The organism is Paenibacillus sp. UNC496MF, from assembly GCF_900113915.1.
Classification (GTDB): Bacteria; Bacillota; Bacilli; order Paenibacillales; family Paenibacillaceae; genus Paenibacillus_Z; species Paenibacillus_Z artemisiicola.
The window spans coordinates 177873-196224 of the sequence record NZ_FORE01000005.1 but is presented as its reverse complement, the minus strand read 5'-3'; the positions used below and the strand labels follow the sequence as shown (position 1 = coordinate 196224).

Below are 18352 nucleotides of genomic sequence, written 5' to 3'. Positions count from 1 at the left end.
CGCTACCGGCCGAGCCGCTCGCGATCGAACCGCAAGCCGAATGGCATCGATTGACAGTTCTTCGCCGCTTATGCTATAGTGGGCACTCATGCTCCTAACGGACGCACCGATTACATGACTTATACGAACAGACCAAGCCGCATGCGAATGCGGCTTTCGCCGCCTTCATTTTCGAATTCCGGCCCCGGCCGGGTCGTTTCGGAGGCGGCGCCGGCCGCGTCGTTCGCATCGGCATGCGTCGATGAGGGAGGTAACTGACTTGACCGTTCAAAGTGCCTTTCAAGAAGAGGCGAAGCGCATCGACGAAGTGTTGGCCGACATCCGCAAGCAGCTGCGCGAGATCGGGCCGCGCTATACCGGCAACGATTTTACGGAGCAAATGCTCGAGCTGCAGCGCGAGCAGCGGGAGCAGCGGCTGACCGTCGCGGAGCGCGAGCCGTATTTCGGACGTATCGACTTTCAGGAAGGCGCGAAGCCCGCGCCGAAGCCGCTTTATATCGGCAAAGCCGGGGTGGCCGATCAGCGGACCAACGAAGTGATGGTCGTCGATTGGCGCGCGCCCGTCGCGAGCTTGTTTTACGCCTTCAGCGGCGGCGAGGCGCCCATCGCCTACGAGTCGCCGGACGGCGAGGTGGAAGGCACCGTCCACCTGAAGCGCAATCTGCTCGTGCGCGAAGGAAAGCTCGAGCGCGTCGTCGACAGCTACGTCCGGGGACAGGAGGACGAGAGCGTCACCGACGAATTCCTGCTTTACCGGCTGGGCGAGAACAAGGACAACAAGCTGCGCGACATCGTGTCGACCATCCAGCAGGAGCAGGACCGCATCATCCGGACGGACAAAAACAAAGCCGTCTTCATCCAAGGGGTGGCGGGCAGCGGAAAAACGACCGTCGCGCTGCACCGGCTCGCCTACTTGCTGTACCGGTACGCGGGCAGCGTCCGCGCGGACCGCATGGTCATTTTCGCGCCGAACCGGATGTTCCTGGATTACATTTCCGGCGTGCTGCCGGAGCTCGGCGTCGGCGATATTTTGCAGACGACGTTCGCGGACTGGGGACTGGATCAGCTGGGGCAAACCGTCCGGCTTGACGAGGCGTACGATCCGATGGCGTACTGGTTCGAGCAGCCGCGCACGCGGGAGGAGCTGTTCGCGTCGGCCGGCCGCGTCAAGGGTAGCCTGGCTTTCAAGGCGCTCGTCGACGCGAAGCTGGCGCTGACGGAGGCGTCGCTTATGCCGGACGAACCGTTCGAGCCGATGGCCGGGTGGCGGGTGACGCCGTCGATGATCGCCGAGTGGCTCGCGACCGACGACGTCGGGGAGCCGTACATGAAGCGCCGGGCCCGGCTCGTCAGCCGCCTGAAGCGCTGGCTGGAGTCGGAATGGAAGGCGCGCCGCCAGACGGATGCCAAGCTGAAGGCCAAGCTGAACGCGAAGCTGAACGCCTATGCCAAAAAAATTCCGGCGCCGACGCCGGCGCAGCTGTACGCGTCGCTGCTCGCCGAGCCCGCCGCCCAGGCGCTGCTCCCGGCCAAAAGCGCCGCCGCGACGATCAAGCAGCTGAAAGCCGCGCTGATCCGGCCGGAGGACCTGGCGCCGCTCGTGTATGTCCAGGTGCGCCTGAACGGTTTCGAAGGGTCGCCGTACGACCATATCGTCATCGACGAAGCGCAGGATTACTCGCCGTTCCAGCTGGAAGCGCTGAAGCTGTGCCAGCGCCAGTCGTCCATGACGGTGCTCGGCGACCTGCAGCAGGGAATTCACGGCTACGCCGGCATCCACGGCTGGGCGGAGCTGACGTCGCTGTTCCCCGAGGCGGACACCGGCTACTACGAGCTGGACCGCAGCTATCGCTCGACGATGGAAATCATCGAGTTCGCCAATCGCGTCCTCGGCGGCATGGGCGACGGCGTGAAGCCGGCCGTGCCGGTGTTCCGGAGCGGCGAGGCGGTGGACGTCATCCGGGCCGCAACCGACGAACGGCGCCTCGACGACGTCGCCGCGACGGTCCGGGATTGGCAGCGGAGCGGAGAATACCGTACGATCGCCGTGCTCGGCCGCAACATCGCTTCGTGCGACGGAATCGCGGCGCGTCTTCGCGAGGCCGGCATCGAGGCGGCGCTCGTGCAGAGCAAGCAGGAAGCCTACGGCGGCGGGCTGACCGTCGTGCCGGCGTATTTGGCCAAAGGGCTGGAATTCGACGCCGTGCTCGTGGCCGATGCCGACGGCGTCAGCTACGGCGGCAACGACGCCAAGCTGTTGTACGTCGCCTGTACCCGCGCGCTGCACAAGCTGAAGCTGCTCTACTGCGGCGAGCTGACGTCGCTGGTCGCCGAGCCGGCGGCGGTGTGACGATGCGTTAATAGATCCGCCTGCGTTCGCGCAGGCGGATTTTTTATATGGATGCCGCAAGCGTTTCCAGCGATGGCGCGGGTGCGATGGATTGAGGCTGCCAGTTTCGACGCCTAACCGCTCGCTTCTTCGGATGCGCCTTCGTGCGCGTCTCGTCCCGCGGAGTGGCGTTCGGGCGCGCATCCGGTCACGACAGCGCGCGCCGTTTGTGCTATGCTAGACGTTCGGGCGCCGTTCTCGGCGCACGCGCAGCATTTCGCAAAAGGAGTTCGGTGACCGGCATGGATTTTATCGTGGACTATTTATCGTTCTTCGTCGTTCAAGGAGAGGGCGGCGACAACAACGCGGCCAAGACGTTTACCCATTATCAGACGATGGACCGGGAGGATTACGCGGACAGCGAGCTGAAATCGTTCCTGGACGGCGAGTTCGCGCGGATCGTGAAGCGCAAGGCGGAGCGCCATCCCGCCACGGACGCGGCGCCGACCAAGATCGGCCGGTTCATCGCGGAGCCGGGCTACGAGCTCGACAGCAACCCGAATTACAATACGTTTCAACGGCTGCGCACCGCGGCGGACGCGACGGAATTTCACGGCTTCGCGGACGAGCTCGTGCGCTTGTACATGGACGCCGCCGCGGTGCGCGGAGGCGCGTTCATCGTCGTGCACGCCACGCCGAACCGATACACGGACCAGCCGATTCTGTTCGTGCTGAAGTGCGATTTCGAGCCGAAGATCGCCCGCATCACCGACGAGCGCAATCTGATCTCCCACGTGGAGATGGCCATCAGCGCCCGCAACATGAAGTCGATCCAATACCCGTACATGCCGGAGGAAGGGATGCTGGAGTATTGGGAGCTGAAGATCCACCAGGCGTCGCACGCGCGCTACTTCGAGGATTTCCTCCGGTTCGTCAGCTACGAGAAGGCGATGCCCGAGCTCATGAACGAGCAGGTGCTGACGATGGTGCACGAATACATGGAGGATAAGTGGCAGGGCCACGAAAGCGAGGAACGCCAGCAGGAGGCGCATCAGTACGAGGCATGGGCGGCGAGCGAGAAGCGGGAGCTGCAGGAAGCCTGGTCGCATGAGCAGGTGGTCGCCGCGGCGGACCGGCTCGTGGAGCAGCAGCCGAATCTGACCGTGGCGTTCAAGCTCGGCGACGTGTCGGTCAAAGGACCGCTGGCGGAGTTCGGCCGATCCGTTCATTTCGCGACGTACAACGGCCGCTACGTGGCGTTGATCGAAGGCGACTTCTTCCAATTCGATCGCAGCGTGTCGCCGGTCGAACTGCTGACGCCGCCGGATCTGCTGGAGGTGCTGGAGGTCGTCGGACGCGGCAAGGAGAAGGACGACAGCCCGCAGAACGGCAATGGCAGCGCGGGCGGCAACGGCAATCCAACCGATAATTTGCCGTATTGATGGCCTTCGCGGCCCGGCGAGGGGGGACTTGTCTTGATCGAAAAGACCAGGCGGCTGCGGGTCGGCTATGCCTCCGCGACGGTCGCCGTCGTCCTGCTCGGCCTTGCTTCCAGGCGGTACGCGGACGCGCTGCCGGCATGGCTGGCGGAGCATGCGGGGGACGCGCTCTGGGCGGCCATGATTTACCTCGGCTTCCGGACGATACGTCCGGGCCGCGGGGCCGGGGGCGCGGCGGGGACCGCGCTCGCGGCGCTGCTGGCGTGTTGCGCCGACGAGTTCAGCCAGCTGTACCGGGCGGCTTGGATCGACCGGCTGCGGGAGACGACGCTCGGCGGACTCGCGCTCGGCCACGGCTTCCTGGCCGTCGATCTGCTTCGCTACGCCGCCGGCATCGGCCTCGCCTGGCTGGCCGACCGCATGCTGCCCGGGCGCGGCAACCGGGCTTGACCGCGCCTCCGCAGCGGCATTCGGGCGGCCGTCCGCTTGACTTCGGCGAGGCGATTGTCTATGATTTACACGAACTTGGAAAATCCGCACAGGCGAAGAAGAGAAAGAGTACCCGCTCGCCGTCTTTCGACAGAGAACCCCGTAAAGCTGAGAAGGGGCGAAGACGACCCGGGGAACATGGTCTCCGAGCCGCGCACCGAATCCGTTCGCGGACGTAGGCTGCGCCGGGTTCCGCACCCGTTACCGTGCTGGGTACGCGCCGCAGGCGCCGTACCCGCAGAGGCGAATGCCGCAAGGCATTCGCGAATTTGGGTGGTACCGCGCGAGCATGCAGCTCCCGTCCCTTGGGGACGGGGGCTTTTTTGGCGTTTCGGCGCCGATCGGCATGCCCTCCGCATCTCGGCCCGCCGTGCGGCGGAGGAGCAAGCTTCGAATCATATAAGGAGGTAATGGAATGGCGACGATATTTATCGGAGGCGCGTGGCCGTACGCGAACGGCTCGCTCCATCTGGGGCGGCTCGCCAGCGTGCTCCCGGGCGACGTGCTGGCGCGGTATTTCCGGTTGAAGGGCGATCGGGTGCTCTACGTGTCCGGCAGCGACTGCCACGGAACGCCCGTCGAAGTGCAGGCGATCCGGGAAGGCGTCGAGCCTGGCGATATCGCGGACCGGTATCATGCGGAGTTCGCCGATTGCTTCCGGCAGCTCGGATTCTCGTACGATCTGTATACCCGCACGGATCAGCCCGTCCATCGGCGCGTCGTGCAGGAGCAGTTCCTGAAGCTGCTCGCGAACGGCTGGCTGTACACGAAATCGACGATGCAGACGTATTGCGAGACGGACCGGCGGTTTCTGCCCGACCGGTACGTCGAAGGGACCTGTCCCGTCTGCGGGAACCGGGCGCGCGGCGATCAATGCGATTATTGCTCTACGCTGCTAGATCCGTCCGATCTGACCGACCGGACCTGCAAGCTGTGCGGCAACCCGCCGGTCGAGCGGGAGACCGACCACTATTATTTGGCGCTGTCGCGGTTCCAGGAGGCGCTCGCCGCCTACGCGGCACGATCCGAAGACTGGAAGGACAACGCGAAGCAGCTGACGAAGCGGTATTTGGAAGAAGGCCTTCAGGACCGCGCCGCGACCCGCGATCTCGCCTGGGGCATCGACGTGCCGCTGGACGGCTTCGAGGGCAAGAAGATTTACGTTTGGATCGAGGCCGTTACGGGCTATTTGTCCGCGAGCCGGCAGTGGAGCGAGGAAACGGGCGGCGCCTGGGAGCCGTTCTGGCTCGACGGGCAAGACCCGATCACCGCGTATTACGTCCACGGGAAGGACAACATTCCGTTCCATACGCTCATCTGGCCGGCGCTGCTGATGGGCGGGGGCGGCCTGCATCTGCCGGACCGCATCGTGTCGAGCGAGTACATGACGCTGGAAGGGAAGAAATTTTCGACGAGCAACAATTGGGCGGTGTGGGTGCCGGACGTCTTGAGCCGGTACCAGCCGGACTCGGTGCGGTATTTTCTGCTCGCGAACGGCCCGGAGAAGCGCGACACCGATTTCTCTTGGCGGGAGTTCATCCACAGCCATAACGGCGAGCTGCTGGGCGCGTTCGGCAATTTCGTCAACCGCACGCTGGCGTTCGTCGCCAAGTCGTACGACGGCCGCATTCCGGACGGCAGCCTCGACCGCGAGTGGGAGGCAGTCATCGCGCGGCTGTACGCGGACGCGGGGGCGCTGATCGAGCAGGGCCGGTTCAAGGAGGCGCTGGAGCTGATTTTCGCGTTCATCCGCAGCGCGAACAAGTATTACGACGAGCAGAAGCCATGGGCGCAGATCAAGACGAGCCGCGAGGCCTGCGGCAAGACGCTGCACGCCTGCACGCAGATGATCGTCAACTTGTCGCGGCTGCTGGAGCCGTTTCTGCCGTTTGCCTGCGGCAAGCTCCGAGGCTTCCTCGCGCTGGACCCGCCGGCTTGGCGTCCGGCATCCGTGCCGGCCGGCCGCCCGGTCGAAGGACTGGAGCTGCTGTTCGAGCGGATCGATCCAAGCCGGATCGAGGAGGAGACCGAGCGGCTGGAACGGAGCACGAAGGAAGCGTGAGGGCTGGAGTCGCCAACAATCGTGTGTACGGCGCCGTAAGAAATTGAAATCTTCGGAATGATTGAGATGAATGAGCTAAGGAGGGTTGATCGTGGCGAATGAGACCAAAGTGGCCATCGTCACCGGTGCTTCCCGCGGCATAGGGGAGGCGCTTGCCGCCACGCTGCACGAGAAGGGCTATAGCGTTATCGGCATTGCCCGGTCGACGTCCGGCATATTGTCCGGCCTCGAACGATTTACGCCAGTCTCCTTTGATTTGTCGGACGCAGGGAAAGTCGAAGCGATGGCGGACCGGCTATTCGCGGAAGTGGCGGCGTTGGCTCCGGAGGAGCTGCTGCTCGTCAACAACGCGGCGATGCTGGAGCCGATTCGGCCGATCGAAGCGATTCGCGTCCCGGAGATGACGGCGCATATCCAAACGAGCCTTATCGCGCCCATGGCGCTATGCGGGGCTTTCGTCCGCCATGCGCAGCCGCTGCCGATTGTCAAGCGGATCGTCAACGTTACGTCCGGGCTCGCGGTTCACTCCGCTCCGTGGATGAGCCTCTATTGCAGCGCCAAAGCCGCGCTGAACATGCTGACGCGCTGCATCGCCGACGAACAGGCCGGACGGCCGCATCCGATTCTGGCTTATGCCCTCGATCCCGGCATGACGGATACTCGCATGCAAGCGGACGCACGCGAGCGGAGCGAAGCGGATTTTCCGCTGCAGCCCTTCTTTCGGGAGCGCTTCGAACAAGGCGGACTTTGGCCGCCCGCGCGCGTCGCGGCCGAAGCGATCCGGCTGCTTGGGTACAACCATCCGAACGGTTCGCTGCTTCGCGTTCACGAACCGGCGCAGTCCGCTCCTCCCGCGTTCATATTCCGTTCACGAACCGGTCCTATAGTTAATCGGCAAGGACCAACGTAAGCAGGTCCGACTCAGACTACAAGCGGAGATGATGGCCATGACGACATTGCTGGTCGTAGACGACGATCCCCATATTCGCGAGCTCGTGCGGTTGTTTCTGGTCCGCGAGGGCTTTCAGGTCGTCGAGGCGGAGGACGGCGAGGAAGCGCTCCGCGTCCTGGGGACGACCCAGCCGCAGCTCGTGATTCTCGACGTGATGATGCCCAACATGGACGGCTGGGAGCTGTGCCGGGAGCTTCGGCGGGATACGGAGCTGCCGGTCCTCATGCTGACGGCCAAGGGCGAGACGAGCCAGAAAATCAAAGGCTTCGAGCTCGGCGCCGACGATTACCTCGTCAAGCCGTTCGAGCCGCTCGAGCTCGTGGCGCGCGTGCGGGCGCTGCTGAAGCGTTACCGGATCGCGACGTCGCAGAGCGTGCAGGCTGGCAAGGTTTCGCTGAACCGCGAGACGTACGCGGTGACGGTCGGCGACGAGACGGTGGCGCTCCCGCTCAAGGAGTTCGAGCTGCTGTTCAAGCTGGCGAGCTATCCCGGCAAAACGTTCTCCCGCGAGCAGCTGATCGAGCAGCTGTGGGGCTTCGATTACGAAGGCGACGAGCGCACGGTCGACGTGCATATCAAGCGGCTGCGCGAAAAATTCCCCGAGGAACGGTGCAAATTCCGCATCCAGACGATCCGGGGGCTCGGCTACCGGCTGGAGGTGTGACGCCCATGAACCCTAGCGGTCATGATTGTAATGCCGGCGCGAAGCGCGGCGCCGCCGCATCCGGCCCATCGTCCGGCGCGAAGCGCAGCGCGAAGACCGGCTTCAACCCCCGCGCGAACCCGAAAGCGCCGGGCGCCCGGTCCGGCTCCGCCTCCCGGCCGCCGATCTGGCAGCAAACCTTGAAGATCATCGCGGGCATTTTGCTCATGAACCTGCTGACGTACACCTGCTTCGCCGCCTCGTTCACCGTCATTGGCTTCGTCAAAGAGCGCCACGGCCGCGCGACCGTCACGGAACGGCTGGCGCAGGACGGCCGCTTGATCGGCGCCACCCTGGCGAGCCGCCCGCCCGGGGAATGGCCGGCGACGCTGCAGGCGGCCGCGGAGGAACGGGGATACGCCGTCGCGCTGGCGGACGCGTCCGGCATCCGGATCGCCGCGTCCGGCGGCGGTTCCAGCCCTTCCGACAAGCCGGTCATGAGCCCGGCCAACCTCAATCTGGTTCTGGCCGGAGACGCGGCGGCGCACGTCGAGCGGAAATACCCGTTCTCCAAAGGCGTCGCGCAGGCGGGCGTGCCGGTCTCGCTCGGCGGCAAGCCGTACGCGCTCTTTCTGGAGCAACCCGCGCCGAGCTTGTACCAGGATTTCTGGCAGCAGGTCATGACGGTGTTCTTCGGCTTCCTGCTCATGTTCGTGCTGATGCTGCTGATCGGCCGGCCTTGGCGTGAGCAGGGCGGCTTCTCCGTCTACATTTCGGCGATTCGCCGGATGTCCAAAGGCGACTTCACGGTGTCGATCGACAAGGCCGACCGGATGCGCGGGCATTTCGGGGAGCTGGCGACGAGCATCAACGACATGGCGGCGGAGTTGAACCAAATGGAGCAAATGCGCCAGGCGTTCATCTCGAACGTGTCGCACGAAATCCAGTCGCCGCTCACCTCGATCCGGGGCTTCGCCCGGGCGCTCCAGCAGGAAGGGCTGGACGACCAGCAGCGCCAGCATTACGCCGGCATCATCGAAGCGGAGAGCGTGCGGATGTCCCGGCTCAGCGACAACCTGATGAAGCTGACGACGCTGGAGGCGGATCAGCAGCAGCTGCACCCGAAGACGTACCGGCTGGACCAGCAGCTGCGGTCGACGATTCTCGCCTGCGAGCCGGTCTGGTCGGAGAAGGATATTTACATGGACGTCAATCTCGACGAGAAGGTGTTCGTGAACGGAGACGAAGAGCTGCTCTCCCAGGTGTGGATGAATCTCTTGACGAACAGCCTGAAATTCACGGCGGAGGGCGGTACCGTGTCCGTGGAGGCGAAGCGCACGGCCGGCGGCGCCGTCATCTGCGTATCCGATAACGGCATCGGAATCTCCGAAGAGGACCTGCCGCATATTTTCGAACGATTCTTCAAGGCCGACAAATCCCGGTCGCGCCGGATGAACGGCAGCGGCAGCGGGCTCGGGCTGTCCATCGTCAAAGTCATCGTCGACCTGCACGGCGGCGAGGTGAAAGCAAGCAGCAAGCCGGGCGCCGGCACGACCATTACCGTAACGCTGCCGGACTTGCCGCTCGCGGATCGCGAAGCTCATGGGACCGCGCAGCCGACGCGTCCGACATAAGCATGTCGCTTGAATTCCGAGCGAAAGCCAATTGAGGACGCGCGCATTCGCTTCCTGATCGCTTCTTGACCAAAGCCAGGGCCGTTCCGAAACCGGATCGGCCTTTTGCTATCGGACCGCATCCTTGTCGTCGGACGCGCGCCGCCGCTTGGCTTAGGCGATGGACGCGCGGACTTTAGCGCTTTTTTAATAGGTGTTCGCTTGTGGCTGTCCCCGACGAAACCTACAATATATAACAATCATTTAATAAGCCCAATCTCGAAATAGTAAGAGCGGTATAAGAAATTATTATGATTGTAAAGGGATGGCCGAGTAACCGGCAAGCGAGGAGAAACGCGGGATGAACTTATACGGATTGATCGTCTTTCACCATGTGGCGGCCACGGGAAGCGTAACGAAGGCGGCGGAAGCGCTCGGCATCAGCCAGCCGGCGGTGACGGCGCACGTGCGGAACATGTCGGCCGAGCTCGGCCGGGCGCTGCTCGCGCCGAAAGGGCGGGGGATTTTCCTGACGGAGGCGGGTGAACGGCTCGCGGCGCATGCGGCCCGCTTATACGCGCTGCAGCGCGAGATCGCGCGCGACATGAACGCCTACGCCGCGGGAGCCGCGGGCGAGCTTCGCATGGCCGCGACCTCGCTGCCGGCCAGCTTCCTGCTGCCGGAGCTGCTGGCGGCCTACCGGGAAGCGAACCCCGGCGTCGCGATCGCGCTGCGAACCTTGCGCGCGGACGATGCGCTCGAAGCGCTGCGGCGCTACGAAGCGGACGCCGCCTTCGTCAGCGGCGGCTGCCGCAGTCATCCGGGCCTCTTCGGCAAGATGCTGCGCGAGGACGAGCTGTGGTTCGTCGCCGCGCCGGATCACCCGCTCGCGGGCCGGCGCGTCCCGTTCCGGACGATCGCGAACGAGCCGTTCGTGATGCGGGAGGAAGGCTGCGACGCGCGCGAGCAGCTCGCCGCCTTGTGCGAGATGCGGGGAATGCCCGCGCCGCGGGCGTCCATTCAGGTCGGCGGCGCCCACGAGGCGCTTCATGCGGCGGCCGCCGGCATCGGGCTCGCGCTCGTGTCCGCGCTGGAAGCGCGCAAGGCGGTCGGCCGCGGAGAGCTGGCTCGCGTGAAGGCCGACGGCGTCGAGCTGCGCTGTCCCGTCATGCTGTACACGAGGGCGGAGGAGGATTTGCCGCCCCAAGCGGCGCGTTTCCTCGAAATGTTGAAGGACGATTCGTCCAGCCGGCCGGCCTGAAGCATGCGAGTGGCATATTCGTTCAGACTATGCTATAACTGTAAGACGGCAGACCGGAAACGGACGCCTGCGGCGGTTGGCACGCGCGGTATTTCGATTAGTTTTCGCGGATTCGCCATGCGTTATGCGCTTGGGCCGTACCGTCAAGGCAGGCCGCGACATTCGGGTAAATCAAGCAGACCGACCAGCAACATTCGAACGGCCGCGCGGTTTCCCGTTACATGAACCTCTTCGCGGCGGCGCACCCTATTGGGCGTGTCAACCCACTTTAACGAAGAGGCAGGGATCGCATTCGACCATGGCGAAATTATTGTATATCACCGCGCATCCGCACGACCATTCCAAGTCGTTCAGCATGGCCGTGGGACAGGCCTTCATCGACGCGTACAAAGACGCTCATCCGCAGGATGAAATCAAGCATTTGGACTTATACAACATGCAGATTCCGCATATCGACGCCGATGTCTTCAGCGGCTGGGGCAAGCTCCGCGAAGGGAGCGAGTTCACGGCGCTGTCCGGCGGCGAACAGGCGAAGGTCGCGCGTCTCAACGAGCTGGTGGACGAATTCGTGGCCGGCGACAAGTACGTCTTCGTCTCGCCGATGTGGAACTTCTCGTACCCGCCGATCGTGAAAGCTTATATCGACGCCATCTGCGTCGCGGGCAAGACGTTCAAGTATACGGCGGAAGGCCCGGTAGGGCTGCTGCCGGACAAAGCCGCCATTCATATTCAAGCGAGCGGCGGTATATATTCAGAAGGTCCGGGCATGGGCATGGAAAGCGGACATCGCCACCTGAAGAGCATCATGTCCTTCATGGGCGTGACGGACTTCAAAGGCCTCTTCTGCGAAGGCATGGCGGCGATGGCGGACAAGGCCGAGCAGATCAAGGCCAAGGCGATCGAAGAAGCCAAACAGGCGGCCAAGACGTTCGGACATAGCAAAGTCAACGCGTAACCATAAGCGGTGCACCGGCTCCCCTTCGATTCCGTCGTTCGCGCGAACGGCGGTTGAAGGGGAGTCGCATGTCTACATAACCATTGTGGCGATAACGGGGAAAGGGTGATGAAGGTGAGCGAGAGAGAGCCGGAATGGACGGCCGAGCAGCGGCGCGTCGACGAGGTCGTCCGGCAGGTCGACCGGAGCATCGAAGCGCTGGAGCTGCAGACGTCCGGGACGCACCTGGAAATGGTCGACATCCGCAAAAACTTCTGGGACGACGTCACCGTCAATTTCGAAGATTCGGCCGAGATGGCCGAGACGTTCGCGAGCTTGAAGCAGCAGGCCGAAATCCTGTCCGAACGGGAGCGCACGCACGGCCATGCCGCCCGCCAGCTGAAGACCCTGCGCAAGCTCAAATCCTCGCCTTATTTCGGTCGCATCGATTTTCTGGAGAACGGCGAAGCGCAGGCGGACCGGGTCTATCTCGGCATCGCCTCGCTGCGCGACCGCGCGGACGAACATTATTTGATCTACGATTGGCGGGCGCCGATCGCGAGCTTGTACTACGACTACCCGCCGGGGCCGGCCGAGCTGAAGACGCCGTCGGGGCTCATCGAAGGCGAGCTGCTGCTCAAGCGCCAGTTCGTCATCCGGGAGGGCGAAATCGTCAGCCTGTTCGATACCGGCGTCACGATCGGCGACGAGCTGCTGCAGGAGGTGCTCGGCCGGCAGTCGGACGCGCAGATGCGGAGCATCGTCGGGACGATTCAGCGGGAGCAGAACCGGATCATCCGCAACGAGCGAAGCCGGCTGCTGCTCGTGCAAGGGGCCGCGGGAAGCGGGAAGACGTCCGCTGCGCTGCAGCGCGTCGCTTACTTGCTTTACCGCTACAGGGGGACGCTGAACGCGGATCAGATCGTGCTGTTCTCGCCGAACCCGATGTTCAACAGCTACGTCTCCACGGTGCTGCCCGAGCTCGGCGAGGAGAACATGCAGCAGACGACGTTCCAGGACTACCTGGCGGCTCGGCTCGGCCATTCCTTCAAGCTGGAAAATCCGTACGCGCAGCTGGAATACGCCTTGCGCGCCGAGCTCGAGCCCGGCTACGGCTCCCGGATGGAAGGGATCCGCTACAAGGCGACGACGGGCTTCGTGCGGCTGATCGATGGCTTCCTGGGCGTGCTCGGCCGCGAAGGCCTCGTGTTCCGCGACGTCCGGTTCCGCGAGGAGACGCTCGTGTCCGGCGAAGCGATCGGCGCGCATTTCTACGGCCTGGACCGCTCGATCTCCGTGCCGAACCGGATGCGCCTGACGGCGGAATGGCTGCTGCGTCTATTGAAGGAACGCCAAAAGACGGCGCGGACGGAGCCGTGGGTCGACGGCGCGGTCGAGCTGCTCGACAAAGAAACGTACCTGAAAGCGTACCAGACGCTGCGGCGCCAAAACCGGCAGCTGAAGGACGAATCCTTCGACGACTTCGACCGCGAGCGCGAGCTGCTCGGGCAATACGTCGTCATGGAAGCCGTCAAGCCGACGCGGACGCGCATCAAGAAGCTCACGTTCGTCGATGTGCGCTCGACGTTCTTGAAGCTGTTCCTCGATTCGGAGATGGCCGCCGCGGCGGCGGCTCAAGCCGGCATCGAGCTGCCCGGGCAGTGGGAGGCGATCTGCAAAGACACGATCGACCGGCTGCTCGTGAAGAAGATGGCCTACGAGGACGCGACGCCGTTCCTGTACGTGGTGGAGCGCATCCGCGGCTTTCAGACGAATACGTCGGTCCGGCACGTGCTGATCGACGAAGCGCAGGATTATACGGCGTTTCAATTCGCCTACCTGCAGCGATTGTTCCCGTTCAGCCGGATTACGGCGCTTGGCGACTTGAACCAGTCGATTCAGGCGCACGCGTCCGAGGAGGCGAGCACCGGCTTCACCGCGCTGGCTTCGCTCTACGCGTCGGAAGAAACGGAGACGATCGTGCTCCGGCAGAGCTACCGCTCCACGCGCCCGATCGTGGAATTCACGAGCAAGCTGATCCCGGACGGCGACCGGATCGAGCCGTTCAACCGGGGCGGCGACAAGCCGGTATTGACCGTCGCGGCGGATTCCGACGCGCTGAACGGCTTGATCGAAGAGCGGCTGGCGGGCTTGGCGGCGAACGGCAACCGCACGATCGCGGTCATTTGCAAGACCGGCGCCCAGAGCAAGGCGGTCTACGAAGCGCTGCGCGACCGCGTGCCGCTGCGTCTCGTGCAGTCGGAGACGTCGACGTTCGAGCCGGGGATCGTCGTCATTCCGTCGTACTTGGCCAAGGGCGTGGAGTTCGACGCGGTGCTCGTCTACGATGCGTCCGGCGAGCCGTCGGGGTACGGCGAGGAGAGCGAACGCCGGCTTTTTTATACGGTATGCACCCGGGCGATGCACGAACTTCATCTGTTCGCGCTCGGCACCGTCAGCCCTTTTCTCAAAGGGCCGATCGAAGATTATTACGCTAACGATTCGGCCGGGCAGCAGGCGGATTTGCAGCCCAATGCCAACGGATTCATCGACAACGGAAAGAGGTAAAAGTCATTTATGGAAATCTTAAGAATCGACACGCCCCAATTATTGGAAGAAGCGATCGAAGTGCGGTTCACCGTCTTCGTCGAGGAGCAGAAGGTGCCGCCCGAGGAAGAGCGCGACGAGTACGACGAGACGCCGGCATCGTGCCATCATTTCGTCGTGAAGGCGGACGGCAAGGCGATCGCGGCGGGCCGGTGGAAGGCGTACGAGCCGGGCGTCGCGAAGATGCAGCGCATCGCCGTCCTGCTCCCGTACCGCGGCACGGGCATCGGGCGGAAGCTGCTGGCGGCGATGGAGGAAGACGCGAAGGCAGCGGGTTATTCGGCGGCCGTGCTGGGCGCCCAGGTGACGGCGGAAGGCTTCTATCATAAGCTCGGTTACGAGACCGAGCCCGGCGACGTGTTCCTGGACGCGGGGATTCCGCACGTGAACATGCGCAAGGCTTTGTAAATCGAAGCAGTCGATCGAAGGGACGAACGGCCCAAGCCGTTCGTCCTTTTTTGCGCGCGAGGGTCCTTCAGGGCCTTTTTTTCGGTCGGTTTGCGGCATGTTTCGGAGGATTCGGATATGGCGGCTCCGCGAAAGCTCCATTAGAGTGAGACATGTACGACGAGACAACTCGCACAAGAGAAGGAGATGACCATGATGAGAACGCTTTCGAAGATCGCGGCCGTGCTGCTGGCGGTCAGCTGCATCGGTTACGGCGCCGGCTCGCTTCCGACGCTGAAGGCCGATCCCTCCGTGCCGGACGGCGCGCAGCAGACCGCGCTGATCGCCGAAGCGGCGGCGGACGAACCGATCGCCAGCTACGAAGCCGAAGCGCCCGGCAATCCGCTGACGGGCAACGCGTCGGCGGCCGATTGCGCGGCCTGCTCGGGCGGCAAGAAGGTCGGAGGGCTGTACCAGGGCAGCAGCATGCGCTTCGCGGACGTCGAAGCGCCGGAGGCCGGCCAATACGACGTCTCGTTCGCTTATATTTCCGGCGATCCGCGCGGCGCCGATATTCGCGTCAACGGCGGCGCGCCGGAGCACTACGACTTCGCCAAGACCGCCGATTGGGACTCGCTCGGCGCCAAGACGATCCGGATGACGCTGAAGCAGGGCGCCAATACGATCGATATTTCCGACGGCGGCGGCTATTCGCCGGACATCGACAAAATCGACGTCAAGCCCGCGAACGACGGCTTCGAAGCCGAGGATCCCGGGAACGCGCTGACGGGCAACGCGGCGGTGAGCGATTGCGGCGGCTGCTCCGGCGGCAAGAAGGTGGGCAACCTGTACCAGGGCGCCTCGCTGCGGTTCAATCACGTGACGGTGCCGGAGGCCGGCGCCTACACGATGACCGTATCCTACATCTCCGGCGATCCGCGCAGCGCGGATATCTCGGTCAACGGCGGCGAAGCGCGCCACGTGGACTTCGAGAAAACGGCGGATTGGAACACGGTCGGCAGTCAGTCGTTGACGGTCACGCTGAACCCAGGCGAGAACGACATCCTCTTCTCCGACGGCGGGCAATATTCGCCGGACATCGACCGGATCGCGCTCGCCCCGCTCGCGTCCGGCTATGAAGCCGAAGCGCCGGCGAACGCGCTGACCGGCAACGCGAAGGTCGCGGAATGCGGCGGCTGCTCCGGCGGCAAGAAGGTCGGCAATGTATACCAAGGCGCTTCGCTGCAGTTCAACGGCATCCAGATGCCGGCCGCGGGCAGCTACACGGTGACCGTGCATTACATTTCGGGCGACGCCCGCGCGGCCGACGTCAGCGTGAACGGCGGCGCGGCGCAAAACATCCTGTTCCCGGCGACGGCGGATTGGAACACGACGGGCACGTACGCGTTCGCCGCGCAATTGAAGACGGGCGATAACGCCATCCTGTTCTCCGACGGCGGCGGCTACGCGCCGGACTTCGACAAGCTCGTCGTCACCGCGGGCGACGGCAGCGCGGTGCAGCCGTGCGAGCGCGCGGCCGACACGCCGGCGCAGCCGGGGGCGAGCGTCGCCAGTAAGACGGTGCAAGCGATCGCCGTCAAGCAATTCGCCGGGACCGTGGTCGTCGATAACGGCAAGTACGCCGTCACGATCGACCTGAAGACGGGCATGGCGTCCTACGCGTGGCAGGGCAAGACGGTCGCGAAGGGCGTCTACAGCAAGTTCGGCGATCTGGCCAGCAGCTGTTACGGCACGCATACGTTCGCGATGGCCGACGTGAAGCCGATCAAGGACGGATTCGGCAAGGGGATTTCGTTCAAAATCGTGAATAAGCAGGACGGGCAGCCGGATTTGACGCAGGTCTATCAGATCTATGCCGGCGAGACGTTCTTCCTGACGCGGACGGACGCGCAGGGCGCGGCCCCGATCGCGACGAACCGGTTCGCGCCGGTCGTCACCAATACGGCCGGGGGCATCGACGCGGGGGGCGCGAACGACGGCCGCGTGCTGGCGGTGCCGTACGACAACGACATGTGGATCCGCTCCCAAGGCGTGCCGATCAACTCCTCCGACACGAGCTACGAAGTGTCCGCGGTCTACGACAACGCGAGCCGAAGCGGCCTCGTCGTCGGCTCCGTGACGCACGACACGTGGAAGACGGGCATCCGCTTCGCGGGCGGCGACAACAAGCTGAACGCGCTCGAGGTCTACGGCGGCGCTTCTTCCGCCAAGACCCACGATTCGCAGCCGCACGGCACGGTGACGGGCACGCTCGTGCAGTCGCCGACGGCTTTCGTCGGCTACTACGACGATTATCGCTCGGGCATGGAAGCTTACGGCAGGGCGAACGCGGTCATCGCGCCGCCGCTCGCGTTCGGCGAGCGCGTCCCGGAAGGCGTGCCGGTCGGCTGGAACAGCTGGGCCGCGTACGAGAGCCGCTTGACGTTCCAGGACGTCATCGATACGTCGAACTTCATCAAGGCCAGCCTGCAGAAGCAGGGCTTGAACAACGAAGGCACGACGTACGTGAACATGGATTCGTATTGGGACAATTTGTCCGACGCGCAGCTCAAGGACGCGGTGGCGACGATCAAGCGGAACGGGCAGAAGGCCGGCATCTATTGGGGGCCGTTCGTCTATTGGGGCGACAACATGGACCAGCCGGTCGAAGGCTCGGCGACGTATAAATACGGCGACATCATCCTGCGGGACAAGGACGGCAAGCCGCTGCCGAAGCTCGACGGCGCGTACGCCATCGACCCGACGCATCCGGGCGCCAAGCAGCGGATGGACTATTACTTGAACAAATTCAAGCAGCTGGGCTTCGAATACATCAAGCTGGATTTCCTGACGCACGGCGCGCTCGAAGGGAAGCATGACGATCCGAACGTGCTGACGGGCACCCAGGCGTACAATCAGGGCATGGCGTACGTCGACAAGCTCGTCGCGGACCAAATGTTCATCAGCGAGTCGATCGCGCCGCTGTTCCCGAGCCAGTACGCGCACAGCCGCCGAATCGCGACGGACACGTTCGGCAGCATAGCCGACACGGAATTCGAGCTGAACGCGCTGACGTACGGCTGGTGGCAGAACGGCACGATTTACCATTACACCGATCCCGACCATATGGCGCTGGCCCGCGCGGGATCGCTTGAGGAGGCGCGTTCCCGCGTGAACTCCGCCGTCATCTCGGGCACCGTGTTCCTCAATTCCGACGACGTGCACGACGCGCGGGCGCAGGAGTACATGAAGGCGCTCTTGACGAACAAAGCCGTGCTGGCGCTCGCGAAGAAGGGCGAAGCGTTCCGTCCGGTCGAAGGCAACACGGGCGCGCGGGCGGCGGACGCGTTCGTGCTGAAGGACAAGGATACGTATTACTTGGCCGTGTTCAATTATGACAAGACGGCCGCCGCCATGACGATAAACTTGGCCCGGGCGGGCTTGAAAGACGCGGCTGCCTACAAGGCGACCGACCTGTGGGCGAACGCCGCCGCGACCGTATCCGGCCAGCTGACGGTGCAGCTCGGCGCCGCGGAATCGAAGCTGTTCAAGCTGGAGCCGAAGTAGGACGGGCACCGGCGGAACAGCGCAGGCTATGAGCGCGAACAAGAGAAGAGACCTGGGGGGGCGATCGCC

The 18352-nt window shown here is 64.2% G+C and carries 12 protein-coding genes; all 12 read left to right on the top strand.

All coding sequences use genetic code 11. From position 1 onward, the window contains the following. The first annotated feature begins 241 nt into the window (after positions 1–241). The 12 genes from BMZ79_RS05685 to BMZ79_RS05630 all read left to right on the top strand — a co-directional run bounded on the left by BMZ79_RS05685 (position 242) and on the right by BMZ79_RS05630 (position 18283). A complete protein-coding gene (locus BMZ79_RS05685) occupies positions 242–2350 on the top strand; it encodes a HelD family protein (RefSeq protein ID WP_090637457.1) in 2109 nt (702 codons plus the stop codon). Between the two features lie 281 nt (positions 2351–2631). Continuing rightward, entirely contained in the window at positions 2632–3771 is a 1140-nt protein-coding gene (locus BMZ79_RS05680) for a DUF3900 domain-containing protein (protein ID WP_090637455.1), read from the top strand. A gap of 33 nt (positions 3772–3804) precedes the next feature. Then, on the top strand, positions 3805–4218 hold the full coding sequence (locus BMZ79_RS05675) for a ribosomal maturation YjgA family protein (protein WP_256252578.1): 414 nt from the start codon (positions 3805–3807) through the stop codon (positions 4216–4218). Positions 4219–4672: 454 nt separating this feature from the next. Beyond that, positions 4673–6319 (top strand): methionine--tRNA ligase, encoded by a 1647-nt coding sequence (metG, locus tag BMZ79_RS05670; protein ID WP_090637454.1) that lies wholly within the window; start codon positions 4673–4675, stop codon positions 6317–6319. Positions 6320–6410: 91 nt separating this feature from the next. After that, entirely contained in the window at positions 6411–7229 is an 819-nt protein-coding gene (locus BMZ79_RS05665; RefSeq protein ID WP_177222027.1) for an SDR family NAD(P)-dependent oxidoreductase, read from the top strand. Between the two features lie 37 nt (positions 7230–7266). Then, on the top strand, positions 7267–7935 hold the full coding sequence (locus BMZ79_RS05660) for a response regulator transcription factor (protein WP_090637450.1): 669 nt from the start codon (positions 7267–7269) through the stop codon (positions 7933–7935). A gap of 5 nt (positions 7936–7940) precedes the next feature. Then, positions 7941–9548, top strand: coding sequence for a HAMP domain-containing sensor histidine kinase (locus BMZ79_RS05655; RefSeq protein WP_256252576.1), 1608 nt, complete (start codon positions 7941–7943; stop codon positions 9546–9548). Between the two features lie 340 nt (positions 9549–9888). Then, positions 9889–10788 carry a LysR family transcriptional regulator gene (locus tag BMZ79_RS05650; RefSeq protein ID WP_090637448.1) on the top strand — a complete coding sequence of 300 codons (900 nt, stop codon included), beginning with the start codon at positions 9889–9891 and terminating at the stop codon, positions 10786–10788. Between the two features lie 298 nt (positions 10789–11086). Continuing rightward, complete coding sequence (locus BMZ79_RS05645; RefSeq protein WP_090637446.1) at positions 11087–11743, top strand: FMN-dependent NADH-azoreductase; 657 nt, start codon at positions 11087–11089, stop codon at positions 11741–11743. Between the two features lie 108 nt (positions 11744–11851). Then, complete coding sequence (gene helD / locus BMZ79_RS05640; RefSeq protein WP_090637444.1) at positions 11852–14290, top strand: RNA polymerase recycling motor HelD; 2439 nt, start codon at positions 11852–11854, stop codon at positions 14288–14290. 9 nt (positions 14291–14299) lie between these two features. Beyond that, the gene (locus BMZ79_RS05635) at positions 14300–14737 is read left to right on the top strand and encodes a GNAT family N-acetyltransferase (RefSeq protein WP_090637442.1); all 438 of its coding nucleotides are present in this window, start codon (positions 14300–14302) and stop codon (positions 14735–14737) included. A 195-nt stretch (positions 14738–14932) separates the two neighbouring features. Beyond that, positions 14933–18283, top strand: coding sequence for a carbohydrate-binding protein (locus BMZ79_RS05630; RefSeq protein ID WP_218154662.1), 3351 nt, complete (start codon positions 14933–14935; stop codon positions 18281–18283). The last annotated feature ends 69 nt before the right edge of the window (positions 18284–18352 follow it).